Consider the following 19,300-nt stretch of genomic DNA (forward strand, 5'->3'; position numbering starts at 1 on the left):
AAGTAATCATTCCTATTTTTTTACTTTTTGGTCCCAAACCTTTTGCAATTCCTGAATCGTCTGCTCTTTATCGAAATGTCCGCCTACATAAGCCTGCAAAGGCACAGTAAAGTCTTCTGCGATTCCGGACGGCCACAGCTGGAAGGACCAAATCAGTGTGTTATCATCTTGCAGGTACTTATTCAAATCAGCTGCCAAAGGACCCAACTCTGCTGTAGTCTTCAAGTCTGTGAAGGCCGGAATCAGCTTATACGAATCTACGATATACTTCTGCCCGTTCTCATGGAGCCACGTCAAAAACTTCTTGCTCTCGTCAATATTTTGCGAATCTTTATTAATCGAATAATACGTCGACACACCGACAGGCAACTTGGTTTCGTCAGCGTTTTCATTAAGCGGAATGGCGAACATGCCAATATTCATATCCGGGTTGATTTTCGTAATCGAGTCGATTGCCCATACGCCTTGCTGTATCATCGCCGTCTTGCCTGATGCAAAATCCGACACTTGGTTATCGTAGCTAAGACCGATTGTATCTGCGCCTTTCCCGTATTGGACCGTCATATCCAACACATCGAAAAATCCGTTCAGGTTCGCTAAATCCGCAATCTTAGCTTCACCCTTGGACATGTTCTCGATTGTAGCAGCAGGATCTTTCTCAAATGCAAATGGCAAGTTGAACAAATGCTGACCCAGCACCCAGAACGACTTATACCCTTCAGAATAAGAGGATATCCCTGCAGTCTTGAGCTTTTCATTCGCTTGCTTCAGCTCTGTTAGCGTAGTCGGCAATGTATCAATGCCCGCTTGCGCGAATAAATCTTTGTTATAAATAAATCCGTATCCTTCAACAGCGAGCGGGAAGCCCAGCTTCTTGCCATCCACCGTCATTCCAGGCTCAGAGGAAGGAACCACCTTATCCATCCATGGCTCGCCTGATAAATCTACTAATCTGCCGGACCAATCTTGAATGTCCGTATAAGCTCTGGTCATAAAAATATCCGGACCGTCGCCAGCAGCAAAGCGTGTTTTTAATAACGTATCGTAGTTGCTGGTTACTTGCGCTTCAATATTGACATTGGGATTCTGCGCCATATAATCAGCAGCCATTGCTTTGATTTTATCTGTGATTTCTGTTTTGAAATCCATGATTTTGATGGTGACTTTCTCACTGTTCCCTGCATTTGCCGCATCGCTTGCTGCTCCCTCAGTGCCGCTTGCGCTCCCGCCGCCAGCGCAACCGCTGATTAAGGACAAGGTAACAACACTCGTCAGAAGCATTAACATTAACTTACGCATCCCGATTCCCCCTCAAGTTGTTGGTTCTGTATGCCACACTTCTATTTTATAAATATTGAATTTGGCGAAACAGAGATTATCTTCGCTAAAAAGAGTAATTTATGAATCTCGCGCCTGCTTCCGGTACTTTAGAGGGGGCAAACCCTGATGTTTGCGAAATACTTTGCTGAAATAATTTTCATCGGAATAGCCGACAAGCTCAGCAATTTTAATAATGGGCATGTCTGTATGCGCAAGCAGTGACTTTGCTTTTTCCATTCGTAAATCTGTCTGGTATGTCACTACCGTTGTGTTGTACATCTCTTTGAATTTTTTGGCAATATATTGCGGGCTGAAATGGAATGTTGCAGATAATGCGGATAAAGTAACGTTCTCATGAAAATGCTGCTGAATGTACTCATGGATCGCTTGTATTCCTCTACCTTCATATCCATCAGCTCCGCTGTCTTCAATGAGCCTCCACCATTGTTGAATCGTCTTCGTTTCCCACTCCGCAATATAGCTAATCCATAGCGGAATCGATAAGTCAGCCGTATCCTTGCTGATCTGCCGGCTTGCTCTCTCCAACATATAATTAGCTTCCTTGGTATACATTTGCAAGTCTTTTAGAAGCAATGTGCTGCATGTACGCAATTCCTCGGCAAAGCCGTGTATGAGTTCAGCTACAAAAGCCTTGTTCCCGTCTTCTAACGCGATATTCAACAACATTTCCAGATTGGACAAGCCAGGCTCTGTGTAAGCGCTATCACATTTGGCTGAAATCGAGGATATATTGCATTGCAGCAAAGCGGTCCGCGCAGAGACAAGCTGCAACTGAATATGTTGCAGATCGGTTGCGCCGTGGCTTGTTCCCGTCAAAACCTCCAAGCCGATAGTCGCTTCCCATGCTGTTGTCACCTTTTTTATGAAATGATTCAGCTTGTTGGTCAGGCTGTAGTTAGCATCCTCAGCGGTCAGCAATAACCATCGGTATTCATCCAATCTGAACAATTGATGAGAGCCGTACCCTTCCATTGACTCATGTGCCATATTGATGAGCGCAAAAGCAAACAGCTCCCCATCCCCGTTAAACCGCTGCTCGATCAATGTTGTGCTGTTTCTCATCAGAATTACGGCGGCTCGAATATGCTCTATCGGCAGTCTTGACTTGAGTAAGTAACTTTTGATTTCTGAATAATGAGAAGTGTCGCCCTTGAGGAACTGCGTCATTTTTTGCTCGATGACCAAAAAATCAGCTTGCTGCAAGAGAAATTCTGTATCTCGTTCGATGCGCAAGCTGTTCTCCCGCTGCTTCCAAGACGTTACAGCTTGCAAAAGGGCTTGTTCCAAATCTTTCTTTTTAAATGGCTTCAAAATATAATCCACACCGTTTGCCTTTATCGTGGCGCGTGTATACATAAAGTCGTTGTATCCGCTCACAACAATGATCTTCATATCCGGATTATCCTCACGAATTAAATCCAATAACTGAACACCATCCATTTCCGGCATGCTCATGTCACAAAATAGAACCCCTGGCCGGTGCAGCCGGATCATGTTCAGGGCTTCCAGTCCGTTCTCTGCCTGATATCTTTCCTTAACGCCGAACTTATCCCAATCAATCGCTAATTCAATACCTTCCCGCACATGCTCTTCATCATCGACAATCAATACTTTCACAGTCGTCTCCTACCCCTCATTCTGATTTATGTTTATATACAACGAAATGATGGTCGCTTCATAAGGAACACTGCTCATTTCCCATATAAAATCCGAGCCGTAACATAAGCGCAACCGCTGCAGCACGTTAATCAGCCCGATTCCATTTTGCCCGTAGTGCAGCTTGTCCTCCGCATATTTCTGGCGAATGGCCTCCATCGTATCAGGCGTGATTCCTTTTCCATTATCAATGACCCGAATACGAAGCATATACGCCGAATCCTCAGTATCGCATTCGATATCAAGGTGTATGAATCCGAAACCGCTTCCTTTTTCGATGCCATGCACAATGCTATTTTCTATCAAAGGCTGAAGCAGCATTTTAGGAACCTTCATCGGGCGAGCTTCAGGAGGACAAGACAATGTATAGGACAATTTGTTTTTGAATCGACCCATTTGCAGTGACATATAGTCTTCGATATGCTTTAGTTCCAGCTCCAACATCACGATTTCCGTTTGGAAATCCATGCTATATCTTAAAATCGATCCCAATTCGGAGATTTTGTCACTCATTTCATAGGCCCCGTGCTTTAACGCTTCCGTACCGATAGATTGCAAGGCGTTATATAGAAAATGCGGATTGATTTGAGCCTGCAGCATTTTTAACTGTGCCGTTGACAGCTCTAGCCGATAGCGGTATTCCCGATTCATCAAGTCATCCAAATTACGAACCATGACGTAAAAACGGTCTTCTAGCAAACCCAACTCATCTGTCCGCTTGTTGCCCTTCTGAATGTCAAACCTTCCATTCTCAACTCTAGCGATATTACGAATCAGCCTTTTAACTGGCAATATCGTGAAATAGGACAATACCATCGCTAACAGAATAACAAAGGCTATGGCAATGAATTGAATCAGCAAAGAGCGATTAAGAGTCTGGTGAGCGGATTGATAGATTACTGCAGCCGGCACGAATTTAACTAAGGTGAACGGAAAATCCTTGTACTGGTTGCGCACATAAATATATACTCCTTCTTTGCCGTTGAACTCGCCCTCGAATGAACCTCTGCCACCTTGAAGCTTGGTTTGAATATAGACTGCGCCGTTAGCGTCTTCTCTGGAACTATAAAGCAGCTGCTGTTCATTTTTAATAAGCAAAAAATACGCATCGTCAGCAGAAAGCTGAGAATGAATCAATTTATCGATTTCCCCTTGTCCGATATACATATTTAACGTGCCGAGTATGGTCGATTTGGGATAGTCGATAAGGTTCTTCTGAATGAGCAGAACTTGTTTATTCCCCATTTGTTTAACGTCATATCGAGTTGATTCGGCGTTTATATGGCGGTCATCCTCTTGCAGCAGTCTCTCTAGCTCGCTATTCCCGACATCGGATGAAGTAAAGGCTTGTTTTTTCAGATGGCTGATATAGCGCACGGCATGGAACTCGGGGCGGCTAATATACATGGCGTTCACTTTGTTATTTATGTACAACGTTTGCAGAGGGGGCGTGTATTCCGATCTTAAATAACTCATGAGCTGTGGATCTACATAAAAGGAGCCTGACAACATATTCAGTTCTTGAAAGTACAGCTTGAGGTGATTCGAAATGATTTCCATGGAATTGTGGTTGAGTTCAATTAATTGCTGCTTCATCGAACTCGAGGTGGTCTGATAGGCAATCAAATTGGACAATGAAAATGGAACAACGGCTGCTAATAGCATCCCTATTAACAATTTGCTGAACAAACTTCTTTTGAGCCAGTTCATGTTGTTCCCCCCTAGTTACCCCGTAATAAAGAAAATAACTAAATTGATCAACCTCATAATAGCATGTTTAATTTGCAACTCCCATGTCAATAAATCACAGCGCTAATTTACGTCTCTTCAAAGAACCGATTCCCCCTCATAAATTCGGGTAATATTAACAAATGAGGGGATATTAAGATGTCGCGGATTATATACTCATCCTATTCCAACACAAGGGAGGCCAATTGCTATGACCATTGCAATTCCACAGCCAAAAACATTTGGACCGTTGGGCAACTTGCCCCAAATCAACCTGGATGCGCCTGTTCAGTCACTCGTAAAGCTGGCTGAGGAGCATGGAACAATATTTCGCATGGATTTACCCGGAAGAAGCGAGATCTTCATCTCAGGTCATGAGTTGGTGGAAGATGCTTGTGACGAGTCCCGCTTCGACAAAAAGGTGTGGGCGCCTCTGCAGAAGGTGCGTTCGTTCACGAAGGATGGTTTGTTCACGGCCGAAACGGAGGAGCCCAATTGGCAAAAAGCACACAACATTTTGCTTCCGAGCTTCAGCCAGACGGCCATGCGCGGATATCACGAAATGATGGTGGATTTAGCGGTGCAACTGATTCAGAAGTGGTCGCGTCTGAATCCGGATGAAAGCGTCAATGTGCCGGAAGACATGACCCGCCTGACTTTGGATACAATCGGGCTGTGCGGCTTCAATTACCGCTTCAACAGCTTCTACAGAGAACAACAGCATCCATTCATCACCAGCATGGTTCGGGCGCTGGACGAATCGATGAGTCAGCTTCAGCGTCTAGGCATTCAAGATAAGCTGATGGTTATTACGAAACGTCAGTTCATGCACGACATGCAGGCGATGTTTTCCTTAGTGGATAGAATCATTGCGGAACGCAAGGCCCAGGGCGATCAGGACGGAAATGATTTATTGGCCCATATGCTGAACGGAAAAGACCCCGAGACTGGAGAAGCGCTGGATGATGAAAACATCCGCTATCAGATTATTACGTTTCTGATTGCCGGACACGAAACGACAAGCGGATTGTTGTCCTTCGCGTTGTATTATCTTTTGAAGAATCCCGACAAGCTTCACCAGGCATATGAAGAGGTCGATCGCGTTCTTATGGAACCGGTTCCGTCTTATACCGAGGTAAGGAACTTGAAATACATCCGCATGATTTTGAGTGAATCGCTGCGCCTGTGGCCCACGGCCCCGGCCTTCGCCTTATATGCCAAGGAAGATACGATGTTGGCCGGAAAATACCCGTTGAAGCAAGGGGAAAGCGTCAATGTGCTGATTCCCAAGCTGCATCGGGATACTGAGGTATGGGGAGAGGATGTCGAGGAGTTCCGTCCAGAGCGGTTCGAGGATCCTAGCCGGATTCCTCATCATGCCTATAAGCCGTTCGGCAACGGACAACGGGCATGCATCGGGCAGCAGTTCGCCCTTCAAGAGGCGACGCTCGTGCTCGGGATGGTATTAAAGCATTTTGAGATTATCGATCATTCCAATTACCAATTGAAGGTCAAGGAAACGTTGACGCTGAAGCCCGATGGCTTCACGATGCGGGTGCGTCCCCGTGGCGGACAAGTCGGCTACACGTTAGCAGGCGCAGCAGAGACGCGAGCGCCGGAAAAGAAGCCGGCTGAACACGCTTCCCCCAATCCGGTGGAGGCTCACAATACTCCTTTGCTAGTGCTATATGGCTCCAATCTCGGCACGGCCGAAGGAATTGCCCGGGAAATGGCCGATACGGCTCGGTATCAAGGATTTCGGAGCGAGGTTGCGCCGCTGAACGATTATGTGGGGAAATTGCCTAAGCAGGGCGCCGTTTATATTGTATCGGCATCTTATAACGGCAAACCGCCAAGCAATGCGCAAAAGTTCGTCCAGTGGCTGCAGGAAGTGGAGTCTGGGGAGCTAGAGGGCGTGCGTTATGCCGTCTTTGGCTGCGGGGACCACAACTGGGTCAGCACGTATCAAGAGGTTCCCCGCTTTATAGATGATCAGCTTGCTTCCAAGGGAGCCGCAAGGCTTACTCCGCGAGGCGAAGGAGACGCCAGCGGCGATTTCGAGATGCAGGTGGAGAGCTGGCGCGAGCATCTATGGCCGGATGTGATGACCGCGCTGGGTCTGAAGATGAATGAGAAGACAGAGAGGGAAAGCGGCACGCTCACCGTGCAGTACGTCAGCGGGTTCATCGGAACTCCGCTTGCCGAAACATACGATGCGACGTATGCCAAGGTGGCGGACAATCGCGAGCTGCAAGCAGAAGGCAGCGAGCGCAGCACCCGCCATATCGAGATCGCGCTCCCGGAAGGGATTTCGTATCAAGAGGGCGATCATTTAGGGGTTCTGCCTCGGAATCGGAAGGAGCTCATCGAACGTGTCTTGCGCCGATTCGGCATGGATGGCAACGACCATGTCGTGCTGAATGCGACCGGACGGAGTGCGGCTCACCTGCCGTTGGATCGCCCGGTAAGCTTAGACGACCTGCTGAGTCACAGCGTGGAATTGCAGGAAGCGGCGACCCGGGCGCAGCTGCGGGAGCTGGCGGCCTTCACCGTGTGTCCGCCACATAAGCGGGAGCTGGAAGCATTACTGGAGGAAGAGGCGTACAAGACGAACGTTCTCCAGAAGCGGTTGACGATGCTTGATTTGCTGGAAAAACACGAAGCCTGCGAATTGCCGTTCGAACGCTTCTTGGAGCTGCTGCCTCCTCTGAAGGCGCGATACTATTCGATATCCAGCTCGCCGCGCGTGCAGCCGGAACAAGCCAGCATTACCGTTGGCGTCGTGCGCGGACCTGCATGGAGCGGCCAAGGCGAGTACCGGGGCGTGGCCTCCAACTATCTTGCCGGACAGCAGCCGGGAGAAGCCATTGTCATGTTCGTCCGCACCCCGGAGTCGGGCTTCCAGCTTCCCGAGAATTCGGAAGTCCCCATCATTATGGTCGGACCGGGGACCGGGGTTGCGCCATTCCGGGGATTCCTGCAGGCTCGCCACGCGCTGAAAGAGGAAGGAAAAGCGCTTGGCGAAGCGCATCTCTATTTCGGCTGCCGCAACGAAGCGGACGAGATCTACCGTGAGGAGCTGGGACAGTTCGAACAAGAGGGGCTGGTGACGGTCCACACCGCATTTTCCCGGAAGCAAGGGCAGCCGAAGACGTATGTTCAGCATTTGATGCAGCAGCATGCGCGGGAGCTAATCGGCATCTTGGATCGGGGCGGACGGCTCTATGTGTGCGGAGACGGCAGTAAAATGGCGCCCGATGTCGAGGCAACCTTGCAACAAGCCTATCAAGACGTTCACGGAGTCGGCGCAGCGGAAGCGAAGCAATGGGTGGAGCGTCTTCAGACCGAAGGGCTTTACGCCAAGGATGTGTGGGCGGGCATTTAAGATATGTAGTGACGGAGCAGCCGAGGGGTGGTTAGCCCTCGGCTGCTCTCTCGTTGATCAGGTCCTCGGGCTTGGCTAATCCGCATATAGAAGCTGTGGCATATCTTGTTTTTCGCGGTCACACAGCAGCCCCATTGGATTTCATGCAGTAGAAAGTCAGAATGTAGCATGTAAACGCATGCAGACTGCATTTAATCCAATGGATTTGGAATTTTTCTGCCAAATGTTGCGCAATAAGTGAAAAATCATTGAATCGCATTGGATGATTTCCAATGAAGCATCACGTAAAGAGGTAGATAGGCTGCTTTCATTGCACAAAATCCAATGGACTGGCTGAAAAAGCAGAAACTATGGCTAAAAGTTATCCGATTTACAATTGTTTATATTGCAGCATAATACGATTGTTCTTTATTCTACTCCAAGTATCGTCCTTGTACCTTCTTCCAAAGGATATTCTCGTTCACTAGGCAGCATGCTCGCTTCAAATGTTTGTGATTGGATCGATTCCCTTAGCCCTCTCATCTCCTCTGTAATATCAGTAATTTTTACAATCCAATCATTAACGTAATTTTTAACCATGTTGCCCTTTAAACCTAATTGAATAGCCCGCCTATCCAAAGGATTCCCATATATATCTCTATCCGGGTCCCACTGGCATCTAACCTCTGAGATTCTAAGCTGAGACTTCCAATTTTCATTCGACCCGTGTACGCCTTCCTTAAATTTTGCTAGCACTGCATTCTCAAGAAGATCATGGAACCCTGTTCGTTTAATATCGATTGCCAATATCCTCTCTTGGTCCTTTTTCGTTGCCCACCCTGACCTATACATCATCCATAGAAACGATGGTTTTATCCAAGTCATTCTTTCTATTTTGAAGGATGGACCAAACGTCCCTAATCTTACGGCTTCATCTGCGATTTTATTATTATAGGCTTGATACACTCTAATTGTATTTTCGTTAAATTGGGCTAGGATTTTCTTGCTATTATCAATTTCTTTCATTATTTTTCTCTCCCTTATTCAAATCATTATTCTCTATCTCTTCTTTTGGCATTTTTTCTAAATCCGTGTCTAAGTAAGTCATTATCTGCTCCTAACCTCCAAAGTTGGGATGTGCTGGCTGCTCGATATATTTGTTCCTATTTCAATTGAATTATTTTTTTGTAGCATTCAGAACGATATTTCTCGCATAATTGAGTTCGAGATGAACATGATATAATAGAAGCATCATGACAACGAGGTGCAAGGCATGGACATCACAATCGAAGGAATTATAGCTGCCACACGGCACAAATTTGGCTTAGACAACTACTATCTGCATTCTCATGAGCTATATCGGGACGTAAATATGTTCAATGATACGATCTACAGCTTGAGTATGGAATGGTATCCTTCTCATATCGCGGAGCAGGAAGAGGAAGGACTGAATCCAGCAGGTACTGCAGTCATTCAATATGACTTGGGTGCTCGCCAATATAAGAGTGTTATCTTTGTCCAAGGAAAGTCTTATGCCAATGGGCCAACCTATCAAGACATCAGCTTAGATGAAATTATCAAATGGGTTGCGGCGGAAGCAGGGATTGTCTACGGCGAGCAGTTTCAACTATTGAAGGAACAAGAAGGAGCATTCCATTTCAACGAGTGTGTGGACGGTATTCCCGTCTCCCCCTCCGGACATATTGAGATTCGATTCGATGAAGATGGGAAGCTCGTACAATATTCGGTGTACGGACATTTTCCTCCTGCATCAATCATACAAGAAGAGACCTATTCGCTGTCCCTTGAAGATGTGGAGCTACTAGCCAAGAAGCAATTGCAGTTGATCGAGTATCCCGTTGACGAAGAGCAGTGTCTCCTTCCGCTCTATGGGATCGAGGAAATCTATGTTACGAACGATGGAACGGCTGCGATCCCATTTGAGTTCATTGTGCAAGCAAGATCACGCTTGAACATAGATAAGGTTATCGAGTGGGAGCTGCCGAGTACACGGCCGTTCGAGAGAATAGACATAGATCAGCGCGAGGAAGTCACTATTGAACAAACACTCGCATGTGAACCTCATCCTGATACCTTCCCGTTCACTGAGGCTGAGCAAGAGAAGTGTATTATTGCGGTAAAAGAAGGATTAAGTCAACTCTATCCGAACGATAACGGGCAATGGGTGCTCAAGACTTTGCATCGTGAAAAAAGCTATATTCAAGCGATACTGCGGGAGAATAAACCGACCAAACGCGTGTTCCAGCGCAAGCTGCTGTTGTTCATCGATGCCAACCGGCATGAGGTCATTAATTATATGGATAACAAGCCATTGCTCAGTATGTTCGACGAGTTTCAGGTGCAAGGAGATATTACCGTAAGTAAAGACGAAGCCTATGATAAGCTCAGGGAATCCATCGAATTAACGCCCGTCTATGTGTATGATCCAGGAAAAAAGAAGTATGTGTTGTGCGGGAAATTAGACTGTCAGTACGCTGTGAACGCAACCAGTGGAGAGGTCGTGGCATTGGGGAGTTTGTAGAAATCAATCGAGGCGCTGGTCCATAATTAAAGCTGTCAAATTCATCGCTTGTGTGAAAGAAGTCGAATACTACGACGGCTCCAAGTGGGAGAATGAGTACTATCAATATTCAATACAATAATAGAAGGGTTCGAGAATCCGGGAAGACTCTCGAACCTTTTCAATAATCATATTTATTCGTTAACATAATCTTTTAGATGATGTTTTAGAACTTCTGCTTCTCAGCTTAACTTTGATGATATTCTTTTTTCTATTAGATGTATTAATCCTTTTTAGATTTGATTCTTCCAAGCGCAATCCATTGATTTACCAATTCCCACCCCAAATATTTGTTTTCTTTTTTAGGTATGATCAAAATGCAATCTATACTGACCACATTTTGGACATTGGAATAAATACAATCCTATATCATCTCCTATTTTGTTTAAAGATAAGCCGTAATTCTCCTCTAAACGTCTAATTTCATCTTTTAAATCCTCTTTCATGCCATGCAGTTCATTTTTATTCAAATATCCAATAAAAATACAATATTCATCGCAATGACTTAACCACTGTGGCTCTTGCCACGCTACGTAACCAGGTGTACGGAAGATTAATTCTTCTAAACTTTCATCATCAATACGCTCAACTTTATCATAATCAATAAAATACATATACTCATTTGTATCATTATTGAACGTAACCGACAGCAGCGTATTTTTATATTCTACCGATCCCTGTAAAACCCCATTGAAATCCTTGGTTGCTTTGCCATCATGTATACACCATGGGCAAATATTATTTACGTCATCAATTGAATAAAATGGTCCTGAATAAATGTAATGCGTGTCGTTGTTGCAAACAGTACAATTTTGTTTAGGTACTTTCTCAAATATACCGATACTATATGCATTATGATAATATTTAAAATTCGGCAAATTATTTCTCATGAGATATCCTCAAGCCCAGCTAGCTGCGGTACAAGCCTCATATATGCCGTTGTTGTAGCTATAGGTGTGCCGCATCAGGTAGCGGCCTCGGGGGCTTGATTGCGGATATATGGGAAACGAAGTGCTCCAGCCTGACGATCGTATCCAGCTTCGCGTGCATCATGTTCATCCTGCCCTTCGCCGCCCATCTGCCGTTCTATCTGTTCATGGTGGCTGTCATGGTATGGAGTGCGTTAAGCTGAGCGCAGACTCCCGGACAGCAGAGCTATCTGATGCAATGCCCCCTGATACCACAGACATCCAGCGGTGTTGTGAATAGGGTAATGGAGTGAGGGGCGAACATGCTTTGCTGCATTCTCCCATTGGGTCAGAATCGAGGGCTCTCCAGCCGAGTCTTTCGACGGTACTCTCCCCTCTAATCAGAATCCGTTTTGACCATTGGCAAGATATATAAAAGCATATAAAAAAGACCCAAGATGAACTCAGGTCTTTAACATATACTGCCAACTTACATCCTCTGCCTGTTCCCATTTGAGATCGTTCACCTCAACAAACCGGGCCGTACGGAATGATAATAGTCCTATCTCCTTATAACTGTGAAAATTAGTCACTATTACTAACAATTAAATAATTCCAATTAATGTGGCTATTACTACGAGGATGATGCTAATTCCCCATATCCAGAAAAGAGAGTAGCGGATATGACGTCCCATTTCCAGTCCAGCTAAACCTAACGCAAGCCAAAGAGCTGGTGAAAGCGGGCTCACGAACGTGCCGACGATATTACCGATAACCATGGCATACGCCGTGGATAACGAAGCGACTCCAAAGCTAGAAGCAATCTGATCGACCACGGGCAGCAGCGCAAAGTAGTACGCATCCGTGCTTAATATTAAATCAAACGGCACACCCAACAAACCGACGATAATATGCAGATAAGGAGCAATGGTTCCCGGAAGCACCTTAACGGCGTCATTGGCAATTGCATTGAGCATTCCGGTCCCGTTTAGTATTCCTAAAAATAAGCCGGCTGCAAGAATGATTGACGCCATGGTAAGAGCATTGGGCGCATGCGCGCGCAATCTCTCCATCTGCTCATTTACTTTGAAGAAGTTAAGCGGCAACGCAATACTTACGCCAATCATGAAAGCCAAGCCTGCAGGGATGATTCCGGCCACAAGCACGCCGACTACCGTTAATGCCAGGCAAGCATTGACCCAAAGCAATTTAGGACGAGTCAGGCCATTCGCCTGCTCGGTCTTGACTGAAGCTTCCTGCGCTACCGCTGCCGCTTCAAGAGATGCCGCAACCTCTAACGAACCATAATTTCGGATGATTCTTCTCTTCTCCCTTATGCCTAGAAGAACGGCTAAAGCAATCATGAGAATCATGCCGATGATTTGGATAGGAATAAGCGGCTTCCATAATTCCGTGACATCCGTTTCCAAGACGGTAGCTGTTCGTCCTAAAGGACCAGCCCACGGAATCATATTCATGATACTTGCGCTTCCCCCAACTAATAGGAGCAACAAATAGGGATTCATTTTTAAACGCTTATAAACGGGTAAAAGCGCAGGAATGGTAATTAAAAAGGTCGAAGCGCCCGATCCGTCTAAATGGGCAATCGCTGCCACCACAACGGTTCCGACACTAACGGTGATCACGCTTCCGCGTGAAAAAGCGACCATTTTATTAATTAATGGATCAAAAAGTCCAACGTCCTGCATAATGCCAAAAAAGATAATCGCAAAAATAAACATAATCGCAACATTGATGACAGAGCTTACGCCATTTCCAAAAAAACTGCCAATTTCCACGAAACTATAACCCGCTATTAATGCGCCTAGAATCGGTGGTATAACCATGGCAACAATCGGAATCACTTTTCCGCTGATAAGCAATGTGACAATAATTAAAATCGTAATCAGACCAATCAAACTAAGACTCAACATGATATCCCCTTTCCGTGATAGCCTCGTTTCACACGTAACCTCATTCCACATCGGATGAATGCGTTTACAATTCAATGTAAAACCATAATCCTTTTTAGATTAGTATGAAATTTATCACAGATGAAGTGGAGGATAAATATTGTGAACATAAAAACAATATTACTCATTTTAATGATTTTGTTCATAAGTTTCACAGATGATATATCTTCGTTCCGGCCTTCCTACCGTGCCATAGATGAGCTTCGTTTTTACCATTTTAAGAGAAACTAAATATTCTAAATAACGCCGTGCAGTAGAACGGCTAATGCCTAGATCGGAGCTTAATTCAACAGCCGTAATTCCATCCATTTCTGTTGTTGTGAATACGCGATGAATCTTGTCTAAAGTAAGAGAGTCAATTCCTTTAGGAAGAGCTGCATCAACCCTTGCGGAAGAATCAGGAACACGGTGCAAGCCGAATAAAGCATCGATATCGCCTTGTTCCATATCCTTTTTGGAGTGCAGGATGCTCCGGTATTCTTTATATTTTAAAAATGTTTGACTAAAGCGCTCCTCACCTACAGGCTTTACGATATAATCAAACACGCCGCCGCGAAGAGCTTCCTGAATGGACTTTACTTCCTTTTCAGCAGTGACGATGATGATGTCGGCTTCATGGTAAGAATGGCGAATCTTCCAGAAGAGATCCATCCTATCCACATCGGGTATATATAAATCCAATAAAAAGATATCCGGAATCGTTTCACTGTTTTCAAGATAATCTAACGCTTCTCTTCTGCTCTTGGCTATGTATTGAACGGCAAAGCCGGCTGTTTTTTCAACATATTGACGATGAATGTCAGCCACTCTAAAATCATCCTCGATAATAAGCACCGAAAATAGGTCCTTCACAGCGATCCCCTTCCGTCCTTTGGTATGATGATCATAAAACAAGCTCCTCCGAGCTCCCCTTCCCCTTCTTCTAACAATATCTCGCCACCAACGCCATTCAGCATCAGCTTCGTAAGAGCCAGGCCTGTTCCTCTATGGCTGCCCTTCTTCGTTGAAAATCCTTGTTCAAAGATGCGAGTGAACTTCTTTTCAGCCACCCCCGAGCCCGAATCTTCAATTTCAAAAATACAATCGTCCCCAATATCAGTAAAAAAGATGGAAACCTTGCGCTGACCGCCTTCTTTTTGTTTTACCGATTCCAATGCATTTTCGATCACGTTGCCCAGCGCGGTTAACAGCGCATCCTGTTTTCCCTCTGAAAATGGATAATCGAACCGGCTGTCTGGATGAATGACCATAGAAATGCCAAGCTCATTGGCTTGGTTGAACTTCCCTTGAAATAAGGCCTGAATCAGAGGGTCAGCTACTTTCTCCGATAAAAACGTTAACCTGTCTTGCTGGATATTGCTTTCTTTCTTTATAAAATCGATCGCCTCATTTTTTCGATTGTTTTGCACAAGCCCAAGTATGATATGCAGCTTATTGGAGTACTCATGCGTTTGTGCCCGCTGCGCATTCGCATATTGTTTAATTATAGAAAGTTCCTCCGTCACTTTTTCTAACTCTGTTTTTTTACGGAAAGTATAGACGATCCCCGTGGATGCATCTTCACTTAAAATAGGTGTCTGGTTGACAAGAACGACAGCTTCGCCAAGCACCATTTCCCGGTTAACCAATCGACTTCTATGTTTTACATGCGTTTCAATATTTAGTGAAGGAACAATCTCTTTAATGGATGCGCCCACATAATTCATTTGTTTCTGCCCCATTTGTGTGAACAGAATGTCTTTGGCCGCTTTATTAATCGCCGTAATCGCCCCATGATTATCCACGGCAATAATTCCTTCATGCGTAGACTGCAAAATCGCTTCCTTCTGAAGATACAAATGAGAAATCTCCTCAGGCTCCATATTATGCAATAATCTTTTGATATAATAAGCAATAAAGATAGCTCCGGAAATGCCAAATAGAATAATCATACTTAAGGTTAACCAGAGTGATTTGCTTTGGTCCGCAACGATTCGATGTACATCATTATTGAGAAAACCGACAGACACGATCCCCACGATCTTCCCTTCAGAGAAAATGGGCACCTTCCCCCGAATCGATAACCCCAGCGTTCCTTCCTTCTTTGATACATAGGACTCGCCATGAAGCAAGGCCCTGTCATTATCACTCCCTACCATTTTCGCTCCGATAATGTTCGAATTGGGATGGGATTGTCTAATTTCGTCTGTATCCCCAACAACAATAAATTCAGCTCCTGACTCCTGCTGGATCGGCTGAACAATAGCTTGAATCACTGCAGAAGGCTCTTCCAATTGAAAAGCTTCTCTAATTTCCGGTATATTCGCGACACTATGTGCAAGACTTAAGGCTCTTTTTCCTGTTTGATCCTCCGCCATATTCAATATAAAACGTTCTAGAAATACAGCAAAAATAAAGCATATTCCAATAATCAAAAAACTGATGAGCAAGATCATCTTCAGTCTTAAATTACATTTTATATTAGAAAACCGCTTCATGTTTTATACTCCTAAAAGTTGAAATAATTATTTTTTAGCTATGGTTAAATAATCCTATTATATCATTATCCTATTTTAGTAAAAACCGGATGTAGATGAACTTTGGAACCCTGCATCATTCTATAAGAATCCTCTTTGGTCTTCGTGATTGTTCAGACAAGTGTAGGCGATCCAGATCGGTTATAATAATTACCGGAGTAATATTTGTAAAGTACGGCGATTCCTTAGGGTTCTAATAGTTGTGGAGGTCTCTAAATGGAACAAAAAGTAAAACATTCATGGAATTTATGCGAAATGGACGCCATTAAATTACAACAAGAATTATCTTTGAAAGTTATAAAAGAAGACAAAATCACTGAAATCAAGTATGTGCAAATAAAGCTCCTTCCTCAACTAATCGTCTGCGATGGTCAGGGAATTGCTCACCTCAGACGATTTGGATTAGCAAGTCACTTAGGGGTTCTGCTCGATATTCCTACAATAGGATGTGGAAAAACGAAGTTACTAGGAGAGTTCAAAGACCCCGGTCTAAAAAGAGGGGCTCATTCACCATTAGTTTACAATTGTGAGGTTATTGGGAGTGTACTAAGAACTCAGGACAACATTAAACCTATTTTCGTGTCGATTGGTCATCGTGTTTCCTCAAAAACAGCCTGTGAATGGATTTTAAAACTCTCGCCTCGCTATCGTTTACCGGAAACTACACGTCAGCTGATCAACTTGTTAATAAGGTTTTATCGAACATTCAAAATAATCCAAAATAAAATGAAGGGAGATTTACCGCCCTTCAAAGCTTCGTCTACACGCAAAGAAGGCTTACCCCTACTCAACTTCAAGTGGTATAAGCCTTCTAAGTTTATCAAGCGTGTAACCTATAACGTGTCAATGACGCTGAGCGCTTGCAATTACAGTCTACGATTTATTCAATTTCGTGTAGGAATGGGCTCTGATTGAGCCTTGCTAACAACATTCATGACCATCTCCGCAGCTCGCTCATATCCGCCAGCTTGGCGCAGAGATTCACCGATGGCGCGGGCATGCTGCTTGTAGGACGATTGATTCAATACTTCCAAAAGAGCATTTCTCAACACGGCTGGCGCAAGCTCGTTCTTATCCACGATAACACCTGCCCCAAGCTCCTGCACTTGCTGTGCCACCATAGGCTGATCGGATGTTAATGGAATCATGACTAGCGGAACATCGTAATATAGTGCTTCGCTTGTACTGTTCATGCCGGCATGAGTAATAAAGGCATCGACCTGCTGCAGCACTTCCAACTGCGGCAAATACGGCTTCACGATGAAGTTGTCGGGAATATGGCCTGCGAGCGGCTCCATATCCGTATCTTTGCCCGAGGATAAAATAAACTGAATCGGTTCATTGCGAAAAGCCTCGAAGCAAAGTTTATAGAAGTCAATGTTATTGTTCAAAATGCTTCCCAGCGAAATATAGACGGTATGTGCATAGGGAAGCTGATGTCGATCCAACAAAAAATCGGGTGCATCTGTGCGAGGTACGATGGAGGAACCTGTGAATATATAGCTATCGTCCAACTCCTCCACCTGTGGTTGAAAATAACGGCTTGTATGCACGATCTTTAATCGTCCATAAGCCTTGAAGATATCATGGATGTCAGGTACGGATAGTTGGTAACGGTCAGCTAATTGCCGCGCTGTGTTCATCGTTGACTCATAGATGGATTGTATCTCTTCATCATCCAACCCATCCACGTCATGTTCAGATCCGAGCGGCTTCACGAAAGCAAATGAGGTGATGGAGCATACTGCGGGGATGCCGAGCCTCTCCGCGATCATTTGACCGCCCCAACCTAATAAGTAATCATAAATCAAATAGTCGTACGAATCCTGTTCGGTCAATGCGAAAACCTCCGGAATGACGGGCTCGATAAGGCCGCGCAGCACGAACTGGATAAATTGATAGGGATGTTTATATATAATTGGCTTTAATACAGGATCATCCGCGAATGATCCTCTGGCGTAAGTGTAAGTCAAGACTTTCGCTCCAGTTGCTTCAATCCGTTTGCGATATTCTTCCGTGCAGACATAAGTGACTTCTTCGCCGCATTTCACCAACTGTTGAACCAATCCCAACGATGGATTGATATGTCCTTCAGCAGGTGTGATAACAACCAATACACGTGCCAAATCCTCCACCTCCGATAATGGATATCTACATGACATCATTTTTTACAAGTAAGCTTGTGCATTTGAACTTCCTGTTTGATTAAGAGATGACTGTGGAACGTCGCGAGCCTCCGTTGCAATGCGGAGAGAAGCGAGCAAGCTCAGAATGACGAAGCATAGCTGGAGAGACAATGCCAGCATGACTCCGGTAAAGATCCCCCATTGGAAACTTAACGCGAGTGCTATTCCTACCCAATCGGATATTCTGCCTAATCCGTTCAGCGGCATGCCTGTTCCAACAGCGAGCAGTATGGCGTATATTTCTTTGTGGCTGTCTTGTAAAGCGGATGTCTTAGGTGCGGGTATGTTGCGAAAGGAAGGGAGTGTCATGCTTAGCGCGAGCGCGATTAACGAAAGCACAATCCAGAACACCAATCTCCAGGATATCAAATGATGCCGATGGTCAACGCTCGGTACTGGAGATGGAAAATCCTATCTTTTCTGAGCTTGTTTCTTTTACACCTCCTGGGATTAGTAGTTGTTTCAACAATACTCGTCGTAGCAACTATTTGTTGAAAAAAGAGGCATAACCTAAGTATCACGGTACTACTCAATGGTATGTCCCTTTCCCTGCCCAATACAGTTGCTATGACTATTATATTCATGACCACTATTTATGTCAATACCTGTAAAACAACAAACTTCACCAATTTTCTTGCCGCTTGATCCACAGGTTGCCTTCCATGTTGAAATGTTCGCCGAGCGCTGTCCTTTTTGATCGTGTTTTACGGAGCGGATAGAGACGATTTGCGGCTGTAAAGCTCCTACTTTTTTTCCGTTGACTGCATCGTATAAGAGAGTGGCCTCCGTCAAGGATGCACGATTTCCGCTTTGCGTAGGATTTAATACCTATGTCTTGCCTTTATAACGATTGATTGGATACCAGCTCAGTCCCCCGTCGTCTACTTGTTCACTGATAATGGGCGCAGTTTGAGCTGCCAAGGCCTTGACCGTCGTAGACCGAAGCGGCTGGTGGCGCTATTCTCGCGCAGGCCGCTGCGCAAACCCTCGGGGTCGTACTCGTAGCTGTTTACGATTCCGCCGAGGCGGTTCGTGATGTGCGCGACA

The 19,300-nt window shown here is 45.0% G+C and carries 14 protein-coding genes and 1 pseudogene; 5 read left to right on the forward strand and 10 right to left on the reverse strand.

The genetic code is table 11. The features are described from left to right. Window positions 1-12 precede the first annotated feature (12 nt). The 3 genes from LQV63_RS17930 to LQV63_RS17940 all read right to left on the reverse strand — a co-directional run bounded on the left by LQV63_RS17930 (window position 13) and on the right by LQV63_RS17940 (window position 4,707). Window positions 13-1,299 carry an ABC transporter substrate-binding protein gene (locus tag LQV63_RS17930; protein WP_019421552.1) on the reverse strand — a complete coding sequence of 429 codons (1,287 nt, stop codon included), beginning with the start codon at window positions 1,297-1,299 and terminating at the stop codon, window positions 13-15. A 99-nt stretch (window positions 1,300-1,398) separates the two neighbouring features. Next, a complete protein-coding gene (locus LQV63_RS17935; RefSeq protein WP_233697750.1) occupies window positions 1,399-2,958 on the reverse strand; it encodes a response regulator transcription factor in 1,560 nt (519 codons plus the stop codon). A gap of 9 nt (window positions 2,959-2,967) precedes the next feature. Next, window positions 2,968-4,707 (reverse strand): sensor histidine kinase, encoded by a 1,740-nt coding sequence (locus LQV63_RS17940; protein WP_233697751.1) that lies wholly within the window; start codon window positions 4,705-4,707, stop codon window positions 2,968-2,970. 229 nt (window positions 4,708-4,936) lie between these two features. On the opposite strand from LQV63_RS17940, the gene LQV63_RS17945 reads away from it, so the two are divergent. Beyond that, window positions 4,937-8,110, forward strand: a complete 3,174-nt coding sequence (locus LQV63_RS17945) for a bifunctional cytochrome P450/NADPH--P450 reductase (RefSeq protein ID WP_233697752.1) — start codon at window positions 4,937-4,939, stop codon at window positions 8,108-8,110. A 408-nt stretch (window positions 8,111-8,518) separates the two neighbouring features. On the opposite strand, the gene LQV63_RS17950 is transcribed toward LQV63_RS17945, so the two are convergent. After that, window positions 8,519-9,115, reverse strand: a complete 597-nt coding sequence (locus LQV63_RS17950) for a DUF4291 domain-containing protein (RefSeq protein ID WP_233697753.1) — start codon at window positions 9,113-9,115, stop codon at window positions 8,519-8,521. 247 nt (window positions 9,116-9,362) lie between these two features. Between LQV63_RS17950 and LQV63_RS17955 the strand changes: the two genes are divergently transcribed. Next, window positions 9,363-10,631, forward strand: a complete 1,269-nt coding sequence (locus LQV63_RS17955; RefSeq protein WP_233697754.1) for a hypothetical protein — start codon at window positions 9,363-9,365, stop codon at window positions 10,629-10,631. After that, window positions 10,600-10,752 carry a DUF5780 domain-containing protein gene (locus tag LQV63_RS31825; RefSeq protein ID WP_272943471.1) on the forward strand — a complete coding sequence of 51 codons (153 nt, stop codon included), beginning with the start codon at window positions 10,600-10,602 and terminating at the stop codon, window positions 10,750-10,752. The genes LQV63_RS17955 and LQV63_RS31825 overlap by 32 nt, the downstream gene beginning before the upstream one ends. Before the next feature lie 220 nt (window positions 10,753-10,972). Here the strand turns inward: LQV63_RS31825 and LQV63_RS17965 are convergent, their stop codons facing one another. Further along, window positions 10,973-11,560 carry a CbrC family protein gene (locus LQV63_RS17965; RefSeq protein WP_233697755.1) on the reverse strand — a complete coding sequence of 196 codons (588 nt, stop codon included), beginning with the start codon at window positions 11,558-11,560 and terminating at the stop codon, window positions 10,973-10,975. 95 nt (window positions 11,561-11,655) lie between these two features. On the opposite strand from LQV63_RS17965, the gene LQV63_RS17970 reads away from it, so the two are divergent. Then, on the forward strand, window positions 11,656-11,802 hold the full coding sequence (locus LQV63_RS17970) for a hypothetical protein (protein WP_233697756.1): 147 nt from the start codon (window positions 11,656-11,658) through the stop codon (window positions 11,800-11,802). A gap of 381 nt (window positions 11,803-12,183) precedes the next feature. Here LQV63_RS17970 and LQV63_RS17975 read toward each other — a convergent pair whose 3' ends face one another. The 3 genes from LQV63_RS17975 to LQV63_RS17985 all read right to left on the reverse strand — a co-directional run bounded on the left by LQV63_RS17975 (window position 12,184) and on the right by LQV63_RS17985 (window position 16,028). After that, a complete protein-coding gene (locus LQV63_RS17975; protein WP_233697757.1) occupies window positions 12,184-13,512 on the reverse strand; it encodes a CitMHS family transporter in 1,329 nt (442 codons plus the stop codon). A 168-nt stretch (window positions 13,513-13,680) separates the two neighbouring features. Next, a complete protein-coding gene (locus tag LQV63_RS17980) occupies window positions 13,681-14,403 on the reverse strand; it encodes a response regulator (protein ID WP_233697758.1) in 723 nt (240 codons plus the stop codon). Further along, window positions 14,400-16,028 (reverse strand): ATP-binding protein, encoded by a 1,629-nt coding sequence (locus LQV63_RS17985; RefSeq protein WP_233697759.1) that lies wholly within the window; start codon window positions 16,026-16,028, stop codon window positions 14,400-14,402. The genes LQV63_RS17980 and LQV63_RS17985 overlap by 4 nt, the downstream gene beginning before the upstream one ends. 255 nt (window positions 16,029-16,283) lie before the next feature. On the opposite strand from LQV63_RS17985, the pseudogene LQV63_RS17990 reads away from it, so the two are divergent. Further along, window positions 16,284-16,792 (forward strand): annotated as a pseudogene (locus tag LQV63_RS17990) (endonuclease V). A 159-nt stretch (window positions 16,793-16,951) separates the two neighbouring features. Here the strand turns inward: LQV63_RS17990 and LQV63_RS17995 are convergent. Continuing rightward, the gene (locus LQV63_RS17995; protein WP_233697760.1) at window positions 16,952-18,193 is read right to left on the reverse strand and encodes a macrolide family glycosyltransferase; all 1,242 of its coding nucleotides are present in this window, start codon (window positions 18,191-18,193) and stop codon (window positions 16,952-16,954) included. Window positions 18,194-18,235: 42 nt separating this feature from the next. Then, window positions 18,236-18,604, reverse strand: coding sequence for a hypothetical protein (locus LQV63_RS18000; RefSeq protein ID WP_233697761.1), 369 nt, complete (start codon window positions 18,602-18,604; stop codon window positions 18,236-18,238). Between the last annotated feature and the right edge of the window lie 696 nt (window positions 18,605-19,300).

This window comes from Paenibacillus profundus (assembly GCF_021369635.1).
Lineage (GTDB): Bacteria > Bacillota > Bacilli > Paenibacillales > Paenibacillaceae > Paenibacillus_B > Paenibacillus_B profundus.

What these genes read in the sequence shown, in the direction of transcription:
- LQV63_RS17930 (WP_019421552.1), bottom strand. Translation starts at nt 1,299, where the DNA reads ATGCGTAAGTTAATGTTAATGCTTCTGACGAGTGTTGTTACCTTGTCC.
- LQV63_RS17950 (WP_233697753.1), bottom strand. Translation starts at nt 9,115, where the DNA reads ATGAAAGAAATTGATAATAGCAAGAAAATCCTAGCCCAATTTAACGAA.
- LQV63_RS17940 (WP_233697751.1), bottom strand. Translation starts at nt 4,707, where the DNA reads ATGAACTGGCTCAAAAGAAGTTTGTTCAGCAAATTGTTAATAGGGATG.
- LQV63_RS17955 (WP_233697754.1), top strand. Translation starts at nt 9,363, where the DNA reads ATGGACATCACAATCGAAGGAATTATAGCTGCCACACGGCACAAATTT.
- LQV63_RS17985 (WP_233697759.1), bottom strand. Translation starts at nt 16,028, where the DNA reads ATGAAGCGGTTTTCTAATATAAAATGTAATTTAAGACTGAAGATGATC.
- LQV63_RS17965 (WP_233697755.1), bottom strand. Translation starts at nt 11,560, where the DNA reads ATGAGAAATAATTTGCCGAATTTTAAATATTATCATAATGCATATAGT.
- LQV63_RS17975 (WP_233697757.1), bottom strand. Translation starts at nt 13,512, where the DNA reads ATGTTGAGTCTTAGTTTGATTGGTCTGATTACGATTTTAATTATTGTC.
- LQV63_RS17945 (WP_233697752.1), top strand. Translation starts at nt 4,937, where the DNA reads ATGACCATTGCAATTCCACAGCCAAAAACATTTGGACCGTTGGGCAAC.